This is a genomic window from Lacrimispora indolis DSM 755, from assembly GCF_000526995.1.
GTDB lineage: Bacteria > Bacillota > Clostridia > Lachnospirales > Lachnospiraceae > Lacrimispora > Lacrimispora indolis.
Genome location: NZ_AZUI01000001.1, coordinates 3230672 through 3248876 on the forward strand (window position 1 = coordinate 3230672; position 18205 = coordinate 3248876).

General features: G+C 42.7%; 11 protein-coding genes. 7 read left to right on the forward strand and 4 right to left on the reverse strand.

The genetic code is table 11. From position 1 onward, the window contains the following. Positions 1-10: 10 nt before the first annotated feature. On the forward strand, positions 11-2128 hold the full coding sequence (locus K401_RS0115505) for a penicillin-binding transpeptidase domain-containing protein (protein ID WP_024293802.1): 2118 nt from the start codon (positions 11-13) through the stop codon (positions 2126-2128). A gap of 450 nt (positions 2129-2578) precedes the next feature. Here the strand turns inward: K401_RS0115505 and K401_RS31920 are convergent, their stop codons facing one another. Both K401_RS31920 and K401_RS31925 read right to left on the reverse strand, forming a co-directional pair. Next, positions 2579-2827 carry a hypothetical protein gene (locus K401_RS31920; protein WP_024293803.1) on the reverse strand — a complete coding sequence of 83 codons (249 nt, stop codon included), beginning with the start codon at positions 2825-2827 and terminating at the stop codon, positions 2579-2581. Then, positions 2824-3294 carry a hypothetical protein gene (locus tag K401_RS31925; RefSeq protein WP_156945284.1) on the reverse strand — a complete coding sequence of 157 codons (471 nt, stop codon included), beginning with the start codon at positions 3292-3294 and terminating at the stop codon, positions 2824-2826. Before K401_RS31925 ends, K401_RS31920 begins: the two co-directional genes overlap by 4 nt. A gap of 1227 nt (positions 3295-4521) precedes the next feature. On the opposite strand from K401_RS31925, the gene K401_RS0115515 reads away from it, so the two are divergent. The 4 genes from K401_RS0115515 (at position 4522) to K401_RS0115530 (ending at position 12418) form a co-directional block, all read left to right on the forward strand. Beyond that, complete coding sequence (locus K401_RS0115515; protein ID WP_024293805.1) at positions 4522-4944, forward strand: hypothetical protein; 423 nt, start codon at positions 4522-4524, stop codon at positions 4942-4944. Between the two features lie 610 nt (positions 4945-5554). Further along, positions 5555-6610 (forward strand): hypothetical protein, encoded by a 1056-nt coding sequence (locus tag K401_RS0115520; protein WP_024293806.1) that lies wholly within the window; start codon positions 5555-5557, stop codon positions 6608-6610. Positions 6611-6626: 16 nt separating this feature from the next. After that, positions 6627-12074, forward strand: a complete 5448-nt coding sequence (locus K401_RS0115525) for an RHS repeat-associated core domain-containing protein (protein ID WP_024293807.1) — start codon at positions 6627-6629, stop codon at positions 12072-12074. Positions 12075-12085: 11 nt separating this feature from the next. After that, a complete protein-coding gene (locus K401_RS0115530; protein WP_024293808.1) occupies positions 12086-12418 on the forward strand; it encodes a DUF2019 domain-containing protein in 333 nt (110 codons plus the stop codon). 969 nt (positions 12419-13387) lie between these two features. Here K401_RS0115530 and K401_RS0115540 read toward each other — a convergent pair. Together K401_RS0115540 and K401_RS0115545 are read right to left on the reverse strand one after the other, a co-directional pair. Beyond that, positions 13388-15184, reverse strand: a complete 1797-nt coding sequence (locus K401_RS0115540; RefSeq protein WP_024293809.1) for a BlaR1 family beta-lactam sensor/signal transducer — start codon at positions 15182-15184, stop codon at positions 13388-13390. A gap of 2 nt (positions 15185-15186) precedes the next feature. Then, positions 15187-15570, reverse strand: a complete 384-nt coding sequence (locus tag K401_RS0115545) for a BlaI/MecI/CopY family transcriptional regulator (RefSeq protein WP_024293810.1) — start codon at positions 15568-15570, stop codon at positions 15187-15189. A gap of 179 nt (positions 15571-15749) precedes the next feature. Here K401_RS0115545 and K401_RS0115550 point away from each other — a divergent pair, with 179 nt between their 5' ends. Both K401_RS0115550 and K401_RS0115555 read left to right on the forward strand, forming a co-directional pair. Then, a complete protein-coding gene (locus tag K401_RS0115550) occupies positions 15750-17192 on the forward strand; it encodes an ABC transporter substrate-binding protein (RefSeq protein WP_024293811.1) in 1443 nt (480 codons plus the stop codon). A gap of 64 nt (positions 17193-17256) precedes the next feature. Next, positions 17257-18195: a carbohydrate ABC transporter permease gene (locus tag K401_RS0115555; protein ID WP_024293812.1), complete on the forward strand. Its 939-nt coding sequence runs from the start codon at positions 17257-17259 to the stop codon at positions 18193-18195. Positions 18196-18205: the final 10 nt, after the last annotated feature.

Below are 18205 nucleotides of genomic sequence, written 5' to 3' on the forward strand. Positions count from 1 at the left end.
GAGGTATGCCATGAGGCGCAGAAGAAGGAGATTTTTATTCAGCACTGTTTGCACACTCGTTATATTGCTGGCCGGCCTGGCAGGAGCGGCACTGTTCTTTCAAATACAGGGGAAATTCGGAGCGTCTAGGAAAAAGCCGGATGCGTTGTTTTTGGAATATGTGGAGTGTCTTACCAGGTCAGACTATCAGGCTATGTATGGGATGTTGGATGAACAGAGCCATATAAATATCAGGGAAGAGGATTTTATCACCAGACATAAAAATATCTACGAAGGAATCGAGGCCTCCGGAATAACCGCCCAGATTAAGCAGGTAGAAGAAAAAGACGGAGAGGCAACGGTCAGCTACGCCATGAGCCTTACCAGTATTGCAGGGGAAATCAGCTTCAGCAATCAGGTGAAATTCCGGAAGGAAAAGAAAAAAGGCTATGAGATGGTGTGGAACGACAGCGTGATCTTTCCCGAGCTGGGGCGCACCGATAAGGTGAGGGTATCAACGGACAAAGCACAGAGGGGAAGTGTTTTTGACCGGAACGGGCTGCTTCTTGCAGGGAAAGGCACCGCTTCTTCCGTGGGCCTGGTTCCCGGAAAAATGAGTGAGGATTCGGAAGGGGATTTAGAGACTCTTGGGAACCTACTTGGAATATCGGCGGATGCGATCAAAAAGAAATTGTCCGCCAAGTGGGTAAAAGAAGATTCGTTTGTACCGTTAAAGACCATTAAAAAGGTAGATGAACTGAATTTAAATTCCATGGAGCCCAGGGAGGACAATGTTAAAAATAAGGAATTCCAGGATGAGCTTCTGACTGTTCCGGGAGTCCTGATCACAGATACGCAAGTCCGCTATTACCCCTTGGGAAAGAGCGGTGCCCATCTGGTGGGATATGTCCAGAATGTGACGGCAGAGGATCTTGAAAAGCATCCGGGAGAGGATTATCTTTCTGACAGTGTTATCGGAAGGAGCGGAATGGAGGCATTGTTTGAGAAAGAGCTGAAAGGGACCAATGGACGGACGGTTTCCATTACTGATTCTGGCGGAACACTTAAGAAAACCCTGGCTGCAAAGCCGCGGACAGAAGGAAAGGATATTACCCTGACCATTGACAGCAACCTTCAGTCTGAAATTTATGAGGCATTTAAAGATGATAAGAGCTGTACGGTCGCCATGAATCCTTATACCGGCGAAGTACTGGCCCTTGTCAGCACGCCGTCCTACGATGACAATGATTTTATCCTGGGAATGTCCGAGGAAACATGGGCTTCTTTAAATGATGACGAGAGAAAACCCATGTTCAACCGGTTCCGTCAGAGATTTGCTCCGGGATCTTCTTTTAAGCCCATAACCGGTGCCATCGGACTTTCCACCGGGGCTATTGATCCCAATGAGGATTACGGAAACGTAGGGCTAAGCTGGAGAAAGGATGAAAGCTGGGGAAATTACTATGTTACCACCCTTCATGATTACAGCCCTGTCATCCTGGAAAACGCATTTATTTATTCGGATAACATTTATTTTGCAAAGGCTGCCTTAAAAATCGGCTATGATGATTTTATGTCAGGTTTGGATAAACTGGGATTTAATCAGGAGCTTCCTTTTGATATATCCGTAACAAAGTCTCAGTACTCCAATACAGAGCGGATCGAAACAGAGGTTCAGCTGGCTGACAGCGGATACGGACAGGGTCAGATGCTGGTCAATCCCATACACCTGGCATCCCTTTATACCATGTTTGCCAATAATGGAAACGTCATCAAGCCGTATCTGCAGTACAAGCCGGAACCAGCACCGGAAGTCTGGCTGCCGGGAGCATGTACTCCGGAAATTGCTGACAGGATCAGGACAGCTCTTGGTGAAGTCATCAGTTCCCAGCATGGAACCGGACATGGGGCATACCGGAATGATGTAGAGCTTGCAGGAAAGACGGGAACGGCTGAGATCAAGGCTTCAAAAGAGGATAAAAACGGTACGGAGCTTGGTTGGTTTGCTGTTTTTACGACAGATCCAAAGTTAGAGACTCCTATTCTTCTGGTCAGTATGGCAGAGGATGTAAAGGACCGGGGAGGAAGCGGGTATGTGGTGAGAAAGGATAAAGCTATATTGGATTCTTATATTCCGGGGGGACGGTAAAGAATGCTGATGTGCTGGTTTGAATTTGGGATGTTTCTTGCTTTTTTTCGTAAAATTTGTTTTTATTGTTAATATGATATCAGGAAACTATGCATAAACATATACTGAAAATCCCTAAGAGAAAAAATTAGGGATTTTTTAGTTTTCTTGATTTTGCATAGGGTTATGTGTTTTTTAATTGGATGGGAAGGAACTGTAATCTGAAATGGTTAAATGAAAAAGTGACTTTAAAAGAATGACTTTAATAAAAAGCGTAATGGTTGAATATACAGAACTTATTTCCACTTTTTAATTAACAAATTCGATCGCAGGTTTATAATAATAATTAAAGCATCATTATGTTTTTTATATTACCTTATTTAAGGTATTGGAAAAAGTGTACAGGACTAAGTTCCACTCGCTCAAATATAGGACTTAATTCGATATAGTGAATCGCCTGTGCCAATTATTTTATTTCTTTATTAGTTCAGGACATAGTGACACCTTATTTGGTGCGATTTCTTTTAGTTGAAGTACATCATGCAGTATATAATCAAAGATCATTAGGGACAGTTTAAATGGATTACAGCCATTCAGACTGTCCCTTGCTTTGTTATTGATGTTGTTCATTCGCCTTGTGATATCTTCCTCTGTATTATAGTCTATGCTGAATCCTTTAGGTATTACAAGGTTGATGTATTCATGGTTCTTTTTAATCATGCCTTTCTGCTGGACTGCATTTGGATTACAGTAAAAAAGATTTTAGTTGGGATATTGCCGTTTGGATTGTATTCAAGTCTACAAGATAATAAGATTCTGTCCGTTATCTGTTCGGATTGCTGGGAAAAGATTTTGGAACGCTGTATTTCCAGGGCTGCTGTAAGCTTGTCGAATGTCTTTATAACACAATCAGACGTTTTTTCCTTTAGAAGAATGATAGGTATTAATGAGCAGCTGTGAAAGAAAGCAGTTAATAATATCTGGTTGCCGCCTGATTGTTTCTCTATCACTATATCCAGTTCAACTACAGAAACATTTGGATGTTCTTTCATATATTTTTGAAAATCTTCATAGGTATGTCCGATTCGGAAATCTTTGTCCACAAAACTGACACATGTTGGTGTTTTTTGAGGCTTATAATAAACCATCTTTCTCATGTCAATGTTACGTGTTTCAAACAGTCCCATATCAATATAGTTGCAGAGCGTCATGCGGCTGTATGGAATCTCGCCGCCATGGTTTGCATGGATATGTGCAATGCTTACCTCTTTTTGAGAAGGGGAGAGATTCGCTGGCCCAGAAGAGCTATATCTGATACATTCTGATTAATCCCATCTCTTGACGAAATCAATACTTCAAAGTATTCTTCCTGAGTATCTGTGCGATGTAGTGGGCTTTTTGCATAAGGCAATTATTGCTTTTTTGCAGCCTTTGCAGACGTATGTAGGCTTCTTCATTCTCTCACATTCTTTCGGTTTATATTCTGAACATAAAATTCATACAGCGCTTTCCTGATCGACTTTTTTACAGAGTGCCCTATGTCTCGACACCTCTTTAGAAATGGTACTCGGTGACGTTCCAGTTATCCGTGGTACTACAGAAAATGGTTTTCTATCAGTTAGGCCCCTCTCAATTGAACTCTTTGAGATAGGGCGAGAAGTTATCCGCCATGTATGTGCTTACTAATAAATGCCTGCCTTCTGAACAGACAGTTCTACTATTGTAAGATAGTAGAACACCTAACTTCGATAGTTGTAGAAGTTAATACTTGAAACTAGAAGTTACTTCTTTATTTTAGTTGTAATCTTAAATTTATTAAAAATAGAACATATGTTCGGAAAAAGTATTGACAACATGATTCAAGAGTATTATAATTCAGATGTCGACAAAACAGAACATATGTTCGAGTATGCGAGAAGGATAGCGCATTGGATCAGAGATTGTTTGTAGCAATGTATGTAACAGTTAAATGATCTGAATAAACGTGATAAGCGGTAAACATTTTATGCCTTAATGAGCCTATAACGTGGTACTAATTGTATTTTAACCGAATCAAGTAAGTCCCCCACTTCAAATGCGAAAAGCATTGAGTGGTGGGTGGGGACTTGCTTGTGTCAGGTGGAGTACAAGCTTCACCTGACACAAGCGTCAGCTGCTATTCGGTTATGCCCGATAAAGCAGGGCAGGGCCTCCCCCGCACTATCGGGGACGCCGTGAACAAGTAGCGAAGTGGATTGCGAATATCCACTTGACTAAAAGATTGGCCATTAATAGATATTGCTGAATTCCTTCTTTTATTTTACAAATGTTTAAAATAAGATTTATGCCAGAGTTGTTGAAAGAAAATGAGTAAAATAGTTTTACAGCTAAAGAAATCAAAGAAAAAAAATTCAAATTAGAAGAGGAAAAATAATATGTCAAGTACAAATAAAACATCATTAGGATTAAATATGTGGGAAGCATCGGATAAGCCGGTAAGACAGGATTTCGTTAATGATAATGTTATTATTAATGAGAAGATTACTAAGTTAAATAGTGATTTACAGAATCAGATTGCTACAACAAATAGCAATTTGACAAAGATCCTGCATTATGCATCATCCGGGGCAGCGATAACAGCGAACACACTATTTCAAAAGGATTACACAGTTTCTGAGTTTGGCTTAACAGGAAAAACTATTATAGGTGTTATAACAACACTGCGCTATTTCCCCGGAAATACTTACCATCAAATTAGTGTGTCAAGCATGTATTCAGAGTCTGTAGGGTTTAGGGTGCAGATATGCTCCGATTATACCGGCACGGTTATGTATAACATGTACATATTGTATAAATGATCATTATACCGTAACATATGACGTTCCAAATATCAGTGCGGCACCGCTGCCAATACCAGCGCCTGTACTTGGTGTAAATGTAAAAATACCACCAATTGTCAAGTATCCATTAGACATCCCTGTTGGACTGCTGATTTGCACTGGAACCGTATTAAGTGCGTTGGTATTACGGCATCGAGGGAAGCCGCTTATAGTATAACTGGTGCCGGCAGTAAGGGCAAAATTGGTGACTATTCTAATATTAACAAAAACCATTTTTCCAATCTGCGTATATCCTCCATCAGCTATCGTTCCCCATGATAGGTATAAACCAGATGAAACAATTGTATTGTTATCTAAATCACTATTTAGTTAAGTCAAACGGAACTGCTAATACTTCTTCTTCCTCTTAATTGGATGAGTATCAGCATAATAAATGATTTTTTATATTAGGTAATCCCCTACTGCCAAAAAATAAAAACGACAAAAACCCGCATGATACTAAAATGGAAAATATCATAACCACCCGAGATACAAGTGCGGAGTACCAGACGAAATACTCCAAATACAATCAACTATGAAATAAAAACTAAGATTACCAATAGAAAACGAAAGGAGAAACCTATTATTTATGAACCGACCGGAATGTTTACATATCCCCACCCTCCACGAGGGAGAACAGGCACAAATCAGTTGGGGAGCTGTGGAAGCAGATAAAAATTATATTTTAGAACGGGTATTTAATGAATCATTTTTACAGGGCCTGTCTGGATACACCTGGGACAATTTTGACAGTACCAATGACCCATGGAGCAGGTATGATCAGGATGCCCTCACTTGGCATCAAATCGAAACCAGAACAGGCAAAGGTCAGCATTGGGAACGCCTGGATTATCAGCAGTTAAGCTGGTCACAGTTTGAGAATCATTCGTATACCTGGCAACAGTTAGAAAACCGGGAAATCAGTTTTGAAATATTTAAAGGTTTAGGCGATGAACACCCCGGCATTGAGCAGGGACGTACATGGCTGGAACTGGACGAGCTTAATAAAACATGGAGCCGCTTGGAAGAATCCGGACATTCATGGGGTGAGGGGGAGAAGGTGACGCTGCCTGGTATCTCATGGGAGAGTTTTGAATCCAGATGGCTGACATTTGACGAATGGGAAGGAAAAGGCTTGACCTTCCATGAATTGGATACACAGAAACAGATAGAAGAGCACCGGGGAATGACAGATTTCATTCCAATTGGGGCATCTAACGCAATGTACCGGATTAAAGCATATGATTCACAAGGTGATGAATCTGATTATTTAACAACAGAACAAATGCCGGTTATTCCTGTATTTTACCGTAGCAGCACCATGGAATACCCGGTAAAGACCGGTAAACGTTACGCAGTTCTGCTGAAAGCCCAGGAGGTCAGCGGTCTGGACAAGATCCGCATGAACCTCCGGTATGATCCATACTTACTGGAATTAACCAGCCTCGCAGCCGGCAATCTAAGAAGCATAATAGAACCAGGAAATTATCCGGAAGAAAATTTAAGAATATATTCCAATATTCCGGGAAAGCTGTGGTTTCAGTCAACCAGACAGCTAAGTCAAAACGAATGCTTTAGCGGTTCCATTGCATTGGTAGAATTTATCGCAAGGGGAACCGGAAGCGCAGCAGTATCATTATTTTAAGATAAGAAGGGAATAGATGAAAGAGAAAGAGAAAGAGATAATAGAAAATCACATTGTTAAAAATGAATGGGAAGAGCCTGATACAAAGGCTGCGGAGGATGTATCAGGCGGAGAACAGAATGAAGCAAAAATCCGGGAAACACTGCTTAGCCGGGCAGCGCTGCCTACGGAGGAGGAAGAATTTTCCGATATAAAAGAGTATCCGGAATCCCCATTTACCTACTTCGAAACAAATCAGGTAAATGTTCAGTTGAACACTGGCAATGTTCAATATGAGACAACAGACTTTGTACTGCCGGGCAGGGATGGCTTCGACGTATCCATTGCCAGACGCTATGATTCCGGCTGTGCCAATTTAGTGGATATGGATCCATATGTCAAAAAAGAAAAGATATATACAGGTTCCAGGGATAACAGTTTTTATACCAAGACTTATGGACTTGGATATGGCTGGTCCTTTGTCCTGCCTTCCATTGAGACGGTACCGTATCTTAAATGTTCTTACCTGATCCTATCTTATGATCCTCCGGAATCATTTTTAATGGGATTCCCCGCTTTTGATTATATTCTGCATCTGGAAGACGGCAGAAGTTTAAAAATAAGTCGGTCTTCAGATGGAATTGTAGATCATAGCCTAAAAGATGTCAGGATTTTTACCAGATCAGGCATGATTCACCACCCTTATGCAGCCGATATTACAAAAGCTTATGATATCATTATTGAATACAAAAATGGTAATAAAGATTATTTCAAAAATTTATTTGGAAATGATGGAGACCGGGATAAACTGACGCCCCAGAAGTTTACACTGGTTGCCCGGCAGGACAAGTTTGGAAATGTGATTTGTTACGATTTAAAGGATTACGGCGGTATGGTGATTGTGGACACCTGGGGTCGTAAAATCAGCCTGGAGAAGACCGATTATGGATTTATCTGGAGATTGCCGGAAAGTACAGCAGGAAAGGCATGTGAACTTTCCTACCATATCGATCAGGCGCAGCCGCTTAAGCTCACCGCAGTAACAGACCCCGCAGGCTGTAGGACTGAATATAACTACTATAATCCGGGAGATTACAAGGGCATTATGAGTTATGCCTCCAAGAAAGCTGTAGGAAATACTACCGGAAATAAGGAACGCAATTATCTGCTGTTAAAAAGTGTCACATATCCAAATCATGCATCCACACAGTTTACATATGGCAGAGAAATCAGCATTGTAAATGATGCCGGTGGAAAGCTTACCCATTTTGCATTGACGATGAAAAAGGATATTGCTGACGGAATCGAATACAACCGGGCAGAATACAGATACAGGCTTGAATCCGGAGCTTCCTATGAATATGGCAATGGTAAGTATATCGAATATGCAGAAGTAAAACATCATCAGGACATTTTGGAAACCCATCAGTTTGATCGGGAAGGGCAGCTAATAAAAAAGGAGGTCCGGCATCAGGAGACCCTTATTTCTAAAAGCATTTATAAATATAGCAATAAACTAATCGTATCAGCCGTTGACCAGGTATTTGACAGGAATAATGAATCAATATTTCTGGAAAAGAAAACCTCCTGGAAATATTCCGCAGATCAAAAAGCAAATATCATCCAGCTCATTGAAGAATATCCGGATGACCCTTCCTGCAGCCAGGAAATTAATACAAGCTATGGAGACTACAGCATCATTATTGAAACAGCGAGAAAAAAAGGCTCTGACCAGATCAGAGAAACAAATGAGCTTCATACGGAATTGGGAAATAGGGTAATAAAATATCATCGGATCTATGAAAATGGAGTCTTAAAAGAAAAAACAGGATATGATTATAAAGATTCGAAAAATCCCTACTGTGTGACCAGCGAAAGAAGGTATTTCCTGGCAGGCAGCGGGAATCTGGAGCAATCAGGTGATTATGCTGAAATAATTTATAAATACAGTTCTCCTTCCAGTACTGCCAGCAGATACACACATAACTTTATATCAAAAGAACAAACCGGTATCATAGATGCGGACGGAAGGCCCTGCGATCTAATCAAGGAAGAATTTCAATATGACAATTGGGGGCGGCTCATCTCCAAAAAGGATTCCAGGAATCAGGTCAGTACCATCCGCTATGACGGTATGGGGCGAGTTGAAGCAGAGACGTTGCCTCCGGCAGACGGCCAGCAGGCAGTAAATGAAACCTATTATAATGACCGTTTAAACTTTATCACGGAAACAGATGCGAACCACCAAAAGAGACGAATTCAATACACACCGTTTGGACAGATTAAACAGGTCTGCCTGGCCGTATCCAATGAACCAACTTCCGGTGATGTAGTACTGCAGGATTTTCGGTATAACTCATGGGGAGAGCTGACAGAAACAGTCACATATGATGGGAACGGCACAGCAGCGAATCATGTAAGAAAGACTGAGCGCTATACCTACGATTCATTTGGCCGGGTGTTATCCCATACGATTCCGCAAGTAGGCCATGAGGAGAAGTATGAATACAATGAGGTATTTACCGATCCGGCTGATGGCAGGAAGTACTATCGCGAACTGAAAAAAGTCATAGGGGATGCTTCCGCTCCAGATATCGTGACAGAATGTTATAAGGACCAGAAAGGCCAGGTTCGGAAGGAAATTTTAGCCGGGGAGAAGCTGTTTACCTACGAATATGACAATGCAGGAAACAATATTCGGAAAATTGATGTCAGGAACAATGTGGAACGCTGGGAATACGATTATGCAGGCCGGGCAGTAAAATCCATATGGATGGACTCCGGCCAGGAGAGAATTACCAGCATTCAATATGATGCGTTAGGCAATAAACGGTTTCATTGGGATGAAGCCGGAAAGAAAACTGAATACCAATACGATAAGGCCGGACGCCTGATTCAAATCACTGCACCGTTTGACCACCGCAGCCAGATTGTGAAATATAACTATGATGGAGCTGGAAATGTAATAGGGGAAAAGAAGGCACAAAAAGATGGGTGGCAGGAGACTCAGTATGTTTATGATGCCAGGAACCGGCTGACTGATACCTACCAGTACCTAAGTCCGGGCAGCTGGATCAGGACCACTTGCCGGTATGATGCGATGAATCAGGTCATTCTAAGGAGAACCGGGGATACCCCAGCCGGCGAAGGGCGGGAGGTAACAAAATATGCCTATGACCGCTTTGGAAATGTCATGGCAATGACAGATTCACGTGGCTGCACGGAATACTTCGAGTATGACAAAGCCGGAAGACTGCAGAAAAAAACGGACAGGAACAAGGACCAGACCATTTATCAGCATGATGCCCTGGAACGCCTGACAAAAGAAACCGTGCAAAAGAGAACTCCTGATGGACTGGTAATGAGCGAGCGGGAGTATTTCTATGGTAAGAACGGTAAGCGGATTAAAGAAGTCAGCCGGGAATCCGTGGGAGGAAAACAAACCGTCTTCCTGGAGACGAAGTACCGTTATAATAATAAAGGCCAGCTGTGCCGCCAGGAGGATCCGGGAAATACAGGGAAGGATTATACTTATGATATATATGGAAACCGCCAGTCCTTTCAACTGACCCGCCAAGGAAATGCAAGCCCGGATGTCAGTCTGTATTATACGTATGATGATTTATACCGTTTAAAGCAGGTAAGAAAAAACAGTGCTGCCGGGGTGATACTGGCAGAGTACGAATATGATGAAAAAGGCGACCGTAAAACCCTCCGCTATCCGCAGTCCGGTATGGAAACCATCTATAAATATAATGATGGCAACAGGGTAATAACACTGGAGAATAAACGGCAGGGAACCATAATTTCTGCATGGGAATACGGCTATGATGTGGATGGGAACATTCTAAGCAAGATTAACAAAGCCGGTTCTGCCCCAGTTACGATTTCCTATTGCTATGATCGGCTGGGCCGTCTGACAGAAGAAGATTATTCCGGCTGGAAGCGGACGCTTTATACCTATGACGCCTATTCCAACCGTATGAAAATGATGGTGGAAGGAAGAACAAAGGATGAGTTGGTCAGTGTTACCAGCTATGAATATGGTTTGAACAACCGATTGGAAAAGGAGACAAAAAAGCAGGGGAAAATAACCGAAACGTATCGGTACCGTTATGATGATAATGGGAATGAAACTTTCCGGATTTGGGAGAAAACAGCGCCAACGCCGGACTATCCGGGAAATGTTAAGTTGTCGGGGAACTATCAGAAGGGGGCTGCGACCGTTTATGAGTGGAGACAATATGATGGATTCAACCAACTGTACCGGATCAATCAGGATGACAAAGAGATCACATATCAGTACCGAGGAGATGGCCTGCGCCATAGTGCTGAGGTGCGGAAACTGACCGAAAGCCAGGGCAAAACGAATTTGTATTGCTGGGATGGAAGCGATATCGTAGCGGAACAGACTGACGGCGAAAAGATTAAAACCTATTTAAGAGGAATCAATTTGATTGCCAGAGAAATAGACCGTGTGATATACTACTATATATTTAATGAACATGGGGATGTAACCCAACTGTGGAGCCAAAGCGGAGTGTGTAAAGCCTCGTATGAGTATGATGCTTTTGGAATTGAGAGAAGCCCAGATAAGGAGGACGAGAATCCGTTCAGGTATTGTGGGGAGTATCTGGATTTAGAGTCGAATACTTATTACTTACGAGCAAGAAGTTATAGGCCAGAAACAGGACGTTTTTCGACGGAAGATAGTGTGCGCGGAATCATGAGAAAACTTCCTAACTACATGAAAGTTCCGGACCCATTGAGTTTAAACCTTTACACATATACCCATAATAATCCTCTTTATTATCAGGATCCGGGTGGACACTTTGTAATAAGTACTACTGTTCTTGTGGCTATTGGATTGGCAGCAGTGGGTGCAGTAGTTGGTGGTTTCGTTGGAAACTACATTGCTAATAAAGTTAACGCAGCAAGCCAAGACCGGTGGAAATATATTGCTGGCGGAGTAGTTGTCGGAGCGGCGGTTGGCGCTACAGTAGGATATTTAGCAGGACCGGCAGTAGCATCTGCCACAGGAGTAGGCGGTATATCAGTTACAAGTTCTGGCATTTCTACAGTAGCTGCGGGAGGTCAACAGGTAGTAGAAAAGACTGTAAATGGCGTGGGTAAAGGGTTTAATACCTTTAGTGATGCAAAAAAAGCCTTAGGCTCCGCAGGGGATGGCAAAGCATGGCATCATATTGTGGAACAAAACCAAATAATTAAATCTGGGTTTAATGCAACCGATATTCATAACACCAAGAATTTAGTATCAATTGAATCTGGATTTTCTGGAAGTATTCATAGTCAAATAAGTGGACATTACTCATCAATTCAACAATATACAAATGGACAAACCGTTAGACAATGGCTTTCAGGGCAAAGCTATCAACAGCAATTTGAGTACGGTTTGCGACAATTAGACAAATATGGAACTATGATATCGATAGATATAGGTTGGATATTTACACCATTTAAGTAAGGAGAATGAATATGAACTCTGATATTCAAAAATTTGCAGATGCCTGTGTTATTAAGGGCAAGTATGAAGAAATTGGTGATAGTAAAAATGGTAATAAACAATATAAAGTAATAAATTCAATTTATTTGCTACTAAAAAAAGAAAAACGCCTAAATGAACTATTGGAGTTACTTAACCACGATGATCCTTATGTTAGATCGTGGGCGGCTGGTTATACATTACAAATATCCCCAGTGAACGCTGAGAAAACTTTAGAAGAACTTTCAAATATTAAAGGAAGGCCTGTGGCATTTAATTCTGAGATGACTTTGCGTGAATGGAGAAAAGGCAATTTAAAGTTTTAAAAGAGACGAGTACAAAGCCTGATTGTTTCGGGTTTTGTACTCGTCATTATTATGGTGTGCCTGGCGGGCGCACGTTTCAACGAGTGAAAATCCCGAATCCGCACGGTAGCCAGCAAAGAAAAAATCAGGTATTATTTTAAGAAAAATTATATTAAAAAATGGAAGCACAATAAGGCCGCCCAATATTGCCGGCTTAAAATTAGGTATGTCGAAATCAGCATTGGACATTCAATGATGAAAGATATTTCATTAACATGTCCGTAATAAGTGCGGAGGAATTTGTTGGAACAAGCTGTCATATAGACATAATAGCCTTTACCTTGGGCACGTTTTTTCATCATGAACTTATAAACTAGATCGTATAATGGAGCTAATTTCTTAAGCGAATCCATGATAAGAAACAAAATTTTTCTAAGCTGTGGTGTTCCTCGTTTGAAGGTACTAACGTTTTGCTACTCATAGTCTCTGATTGATTAGCACCTTGATCAACACCGGTATAGGCTGTCAAAGCACCGTTGTGGATAAAGAGTTATTTCTACTCCAGTCATGTTCATTACCACAAGGTATTTGGGAAGTTTTGTGGCTGTTTGGTTCATAAGGAGGCGAAGTGTTTCTATGTTTTTTGAGGCGATATTAAGTTGATCAACCGTCTGTTGAATTAAAAGCTTTGCTACGTTGTCCTTGGGTAGCATTGAGATAAGTATATTATAACTGATTTTTCAGATTGAAAGTTATTTTTTCTTTTTACACTAGGTTTTATAACGCTCTAAAAAGGAAGAAAGAGGCTGTTTGCATATACAATAATCATGCCAGAATAATGTCGCAAATCTATCCATAATACCTATCGGAGTTAAAGAAATGGTAACAAAGGACAATGCTGATTCCCGCTACGAAAGCGAGGAAAATAACACTTTTCTCGAAAACAAAATGCCGCTGCCCCGGTCAAATTTCACCGGTACAGCAGCATTTTTATGGTAATTGCGTATAAATTTCTCTATCATTTAAAATATCCAATGTAATCTTTCCCGCCATGGTACCATTAGCCTGTGTTTCCCCCTGAATATTAGTTGCAAACACATAGGTTTCCCCTCCGGTCTCCACAAACCCGATGAACCAGCCGTTCACATTTTCTCCATCAACAGTCCCGGTCCCTGTCTTTCCGTACAGGGAAGCACCCTTGAAGGATGAAAGGAATATGGATTCTTTAACTGCTTTTATATTTTCCTGACGGAAAGGAAGCTTATCCTGGCAGAAACGGGCCAATAGCTTTACCTGTTCCACCGGTGAAATTTTTAAAGAAGATTCCAGCCAGTAACGCCCCAGGCCACCGGATAAGTCCCTGTTGCCATAGCCTATGTCATCCAGGCATTGTTTTAATCTGGAAAGCCCGGTCTTTTCGTCCAGGGCAGTAAAATACCAGTTGACCGAATGCTCCATGGCAGAGTCAAGAGTCTGGTCGTGATTCCAGGCTTTAAAAGGATAGCTGGTCCCATCCCAGGAACGCAGTGAGGCTTCCGGTGTTATGGATCCATGTTCCAGGGCAGCTAAAGCACTGTAGATCTTATAAGTAGAATTTGGAGATACCTTTCTTGTTCCACCTTCCCGGTTATAGATGCAGTATTGACCTGAATTCAGCTCATACAGAACAAAGCTGCCTTTGTATCCGCAGAAATAAGAGGTTAAATCCAGCTCTGTTACATTTTCCGCAGCAAAAACATATTGGGAACCGGTGTAGGCATCTGCAGACAGCACCGGAGTACAGCCCAGCACCACGACTGTGATTATGGTGAAAAGAATCCTGCTTTTCACCTGATGCCATCTGGATTCTCTGCGGTAACAGGCAATGTTTAAGATGCGCTTTTTAATTTCCTTTTTTGAACCGCCGATTCTGGCAGCGGAATAGGAAAAGAGAGATATCTTTTCTGCAAAATTTATCAGCGTGCTTCCATAATCTAAGTAGCTGTCCGGATCCAGCAGGGATAAGACCGATGAATCGCAGGCGATCTCCCGGTCGCTTCGCATTTCGCTAAAGGCAAACCAGACAAGGGGATGGAACCAGTAAATGATCTGTGCCAGGGCCATAAGCCTGTTTACCAGAAGATCCTTGTGCTTGCAGTGTAAAAGCTCATGGAGAAGGATATAACGGATCTCTTTTTTAGAAAGCCCGGAAAGCATATGGATGGGAACAATGATGCAGGGTTTCCATAATCCGGCCGCAATAGGGGAGGATATATAAGCGCTGCTGTAGACCGGAATTTCTTTTTTTATACCCGATTCTTCCCTGCATGCTGCAAACAGGTCCCGTACCTCTTTGTTCTGAAGAGGAAGAGAGGACTTTTTCAGCTGCCTGATTTTCTGACAAGAGTAAATGTTAAAGCCGGCCATGAATACCATGCCGGCTATCCAGATTCCGGTTAAGGTAGAGGGAAGGGCCGGAGGCGCAGCACGGCTTACGGAAACAGAAAAGTCCTGAAGGAAATATTCGGTGGCTGCTGCGGTTTGATAGGCAGCTCCCATGGTTCCGGCATTCCCGGGGGAAAAAGAGCTGCCTAAAAACTGCAGCAGCTTAACCGCACATCCGGGAAACAGAACAGAACAGGGCAGAAACGGGACGGCCAGCACAAACAGAAACAAAAACCACAGATGGTACCGGATTCTAGGAGTCAATTGATGTTTGAATGCTTTCCTGGCCAGCAGGATAGCTGTCAGAAGAACGGCCAGGACGATGCTGTTAAGACAGAGGCGTATCAAAAATGAACCGGGCATGATCAGTTTTCCTCCTCTTGGCCATTGAGAAGAAGCTTTCTCAACTCTGCCAAGTCTTCCCTTGATACATGGTCACTGTTTATATAATTTGTCACCATGCCGGAGATCTTCCCGTTGTAAAAGCGGTTTAAAAAATGATCATTTTCTTTCTTTAAATATTCTTTTTTCTCTACAAGCGGGGTATAGACGAAAACGCGGCCTTCCTTCCGGTAGGTAACGGCACCCTTTTGGACCAGCCTTTTTAAAAGGGTGTGGATGGTCTTTGGGTTCCAGCTGGTGGTTTTCGTCAGTTTTTCCGTCACGTCGTTGGTACTGATGGGGGCATCATTCCATAACACCTTCATTACCTCATATTCTGCTTCGGATATTTGCGGCAGATGGTTCATATGCGGTCTCCTGTTCTTACAAATGTAATATAAACATTATAAGAGCAGGGAGACGGTATGTCAATGGGAGGAAGGAGAATATAAACTGATTTTAAACATGCAACCGTCAGATATTGCATTTACATAACATCTGTTTTTCCGTAAAATGAATTTATAAACAAACACGGGAGGTTAAAGGGATGAGATTAAAGAGATTAAGCGGCATTCTGATGGCAGGGCTTATGACGGCAGGAACACTGGCCGGATGCTCAGGGGGCAAGACAGATGCCACAACAGCGGCAGCAGGGGGACAGACCACTGCCCAGGCAGGAACGGAGCAAACCCAGGCAGCAAGCGGGGAGAAGACCGTTATTAAGGTTTGGTCCAAAGACCGGCATGACGCCACTTATGTTCAGAAAAAGGTTGATGATTATAATGCCAACAACACGGATAACATTCAGGTGGATTACCAGCTTTATACGGATAATTACGTGCAGGCTATTGATATGGCGGTGCAGAGCGGGGAACTTCCTGACATTTTGGTACAGCAGGAGCAGATGTTTGATAAATATGTGAACGAAGGGCAGTGGGCAAATCTATATGATTTCATGGACTCTGATATGAAAGAATATTTTAAGTCCGTGGTTTATCCCGGTTACAATGAAATGGATGGGAAGCTGTATTTCATTCCAACCAGCGGAACCACCTGCCGTCTTTTCTATAACAAAGAGATCTTTGAACGTGTAGGAATTACGGAACCGCCAAAGACTCTGGAAGAGGTGGTGGAGTACGCTAAAACAATCAATTCCCAATTGTCCAAAGAAGGAATTTATGGATTTGCGGAAAACATGAAAAGCGCCAGCTCCGGCCTGCAGCGTTCTATGTGCATCGGCCTGGAGAGAGAGACCGGACTGGTTCGGGGATATGATTTTGCAAAGGGAGAATATGATTTTACCCAGTGGGCGGATACTTTAAAGCTTTGGAAAGAACTGCTTTCTGACGAATGTGCCTTCCCTGGCTGCGAATCTCTGGATATTGACCCATTAAGAACCCAGTTTGCCGCCGGAAAGATCGGCATGTATATGTCCTACAGCCATGCAGAGCCGGGAGTATACCAGAATCAGTTCCCCATGGATTCCTCCAAATGGGACTGTGTTCCCATTCCTACCGTGGGGGGAAAGACCGAAGGAAAGCAGTATTTTACCGGTACCGGAAGCTATGTTTTAAATGCCAAGAGCCCTAACGTGGAAAAGGCATTTAAGGTTTATAAGGATATTTTTGCTAATGAGGAATATTTAATCGGATATTACGAAGGCGGATTTGGCGTGAGCATCCTTCCAAGCGTTATCGGAAAGGCAAAGCCAAGCGAGGATTTCCAGAATAAAAAGTGGCTGCTCATCAGTGACATTGATGCACTCCTTCCAAAGCCTCCTCACAGTGCTTTTGCATCGGGTATGGTAGTGGAAGGTGAGGATATGTATAAAACCTGCGAATCCATTTATTACGGAGATGCGGATATTGAATCCACCTTAAAGGATTTAACGGACCGTTACAATAAAGCGTATCAGGAAGCAGTGAAAAACGGAAGCGGTCATGAAGTAAAGATTGACAACTATGATCCAATGAATCCAACCTTACAGTAACATCTGAAAGAGGGGCGCAAAATCAGCGAGGCCCCTCTTTCTTTGAAAAGAAAGGAGTATGCAGATGAAAGACTGGAATAGCAGAAGTGTCCTGCCAAGCAGCAAAACTGTGAAAAAAAACCTGCAGGCCTATTCGTTTATGCTGCCCAACCTGATTTTGTTCAGCGTCTGTTCCCTCTACCCGGTGGTGTGGACCTTGAAATATGTGTTTTACCAGTATGGGGGATATGGAACAGGAGTACCGAGATTCGTCGGCCTTGGGAATCTGGCCCGGGTATTCCGGGATAAGGTTTATTGGGAAAGTGTGGTCCATACCTTTACCTATGGTTTTGGGAAGGTGATTTTTATCATACCTCTTGCCTTTTTCCTGGCGTTTCTTTTAAATCAGCAAAAGCGGGGGAATGGGGCCGCCCAGAGCATTATATTTTTACCTACCATTATGAGCTCTGCGGTCATGGGTCTGGTGTTTTATCTGTTATTCAATGCCTACAATGGGGAGGTCAACCAGTATCTGATGGCGGCCGGTCTCATACAAAGGCCCATAAACTGGCTGGGAAAAGACCATGCCATGAAAACCCTGATCATGACGGCGGTCTGGGGCGGCGTGGGCAATTACATGGTGTATTTTATAGCAGGAATCCAGCAGGTATCCGGGGAGGCCATAGAGAGCGCCAGGATCGACGGAGCCGGAAAGCTCCAGACCATCTGGTACATCATCATACCCATGCTTGGGCCCATATTAAAGATTATACTTATGCTTGCCATCACCTCAGCTTTTCACGACATCACCAATGTGATGGTATTGACCGAGGGAGGGCCTAACAATGCCACCATGGTAATGTCCTTATACGGGTACCGTTATTTCTTCCCAATATCTGCGGCAGAGGCCACGGTGCCCCAATACGGCTACGGTGCCGCAGTCAGCGTCATATCCGCAGTGATCGCAGGTATCGTAACGGTTGGTTATCTGAAAATATCTAAAAAACTGGATGACATTTATTAAGGAGGCGGCA

Excerpts from the sequence above, each read along its gene's own strand:
- K401_RS0115520 (WP_024293806.1), top strand. The coding sequence starts at position 5,555 with ATGAACCGACCGGAATGTTTACATATCCCCACCCTCCACGAGGGAGAA.
- K401_RS31925 (WP_156945284.1), bottom strand. The coding sequence starts at position 3,294 with ATGGGACTGTTTGAAACACGTAACATTGACATGAGAAAGATGGTTTAT.
- K401_RS0115530 (WP_024293808.1), top strand. The coding sequence starts at position 12,086 with ATGAACTCTGATATTCAAAAATTTGCAGATGCCTGTGTTATTAAGGGC.
- K401_RS0115550 (WP_024293811.1), top strand. The coding sequence starts at position 15,750 with ATGAGATTAAAGAGATTAAGCGGCATTCTGATGGCAGGGCTTATGACG.
- K401_RS0115505 (WP_024293802.1), top strand. The coding sequence starts at position 11 with ATGAGGCGCAGAAGAAGGAGATTTTTATTCAGCACTGTTTGCACACTC.
- K401_RS0115525 (WP_024293807.1), top strand. The coding sequence starts at position 6,627 with ATGAAAGAGAAAGAGAAAGAGATAATAGAAAATCACATTGTTAAAAAT.
- K401_RS0115540 (WP_024293809.1), bottom strand. The coding sequence starts at position 15,184 with ATGCCCGGTTCATTTTTGATACGCCTCTGTCTTAACAGCATCGTCCTG.
- K401_RS31920 (WP_024293803.1), bottom strand. The coding sequence starts at position 2,827 with ATGATTAAAAAGAACCATGAATACATCAACCTTGTAATACCTAAAGGA.
- K401_RS0115515 (WP_024293805.1), top strand. The coding sequence starts at position 4,522 with ATGTCAAGTACAAATAAAACATCATTAGGATTAAATATGTGGGAAGCA.
- K401_RS0115555 (WP_024293812.1), top strand. The coding sequence starts at position 17,257 with ATGAAAGACTGGAATAGCAGAAGTGTCCTGCCAAGCAGCAAAACTGTG.
- K401_RS0115545 (WP_024293810.1), bottom strand. The coding sequence starts at position 15,570 with ATGAACCATCTGCCGCAAATATCCGAAGCAGAATATGAGGTAATGAAG.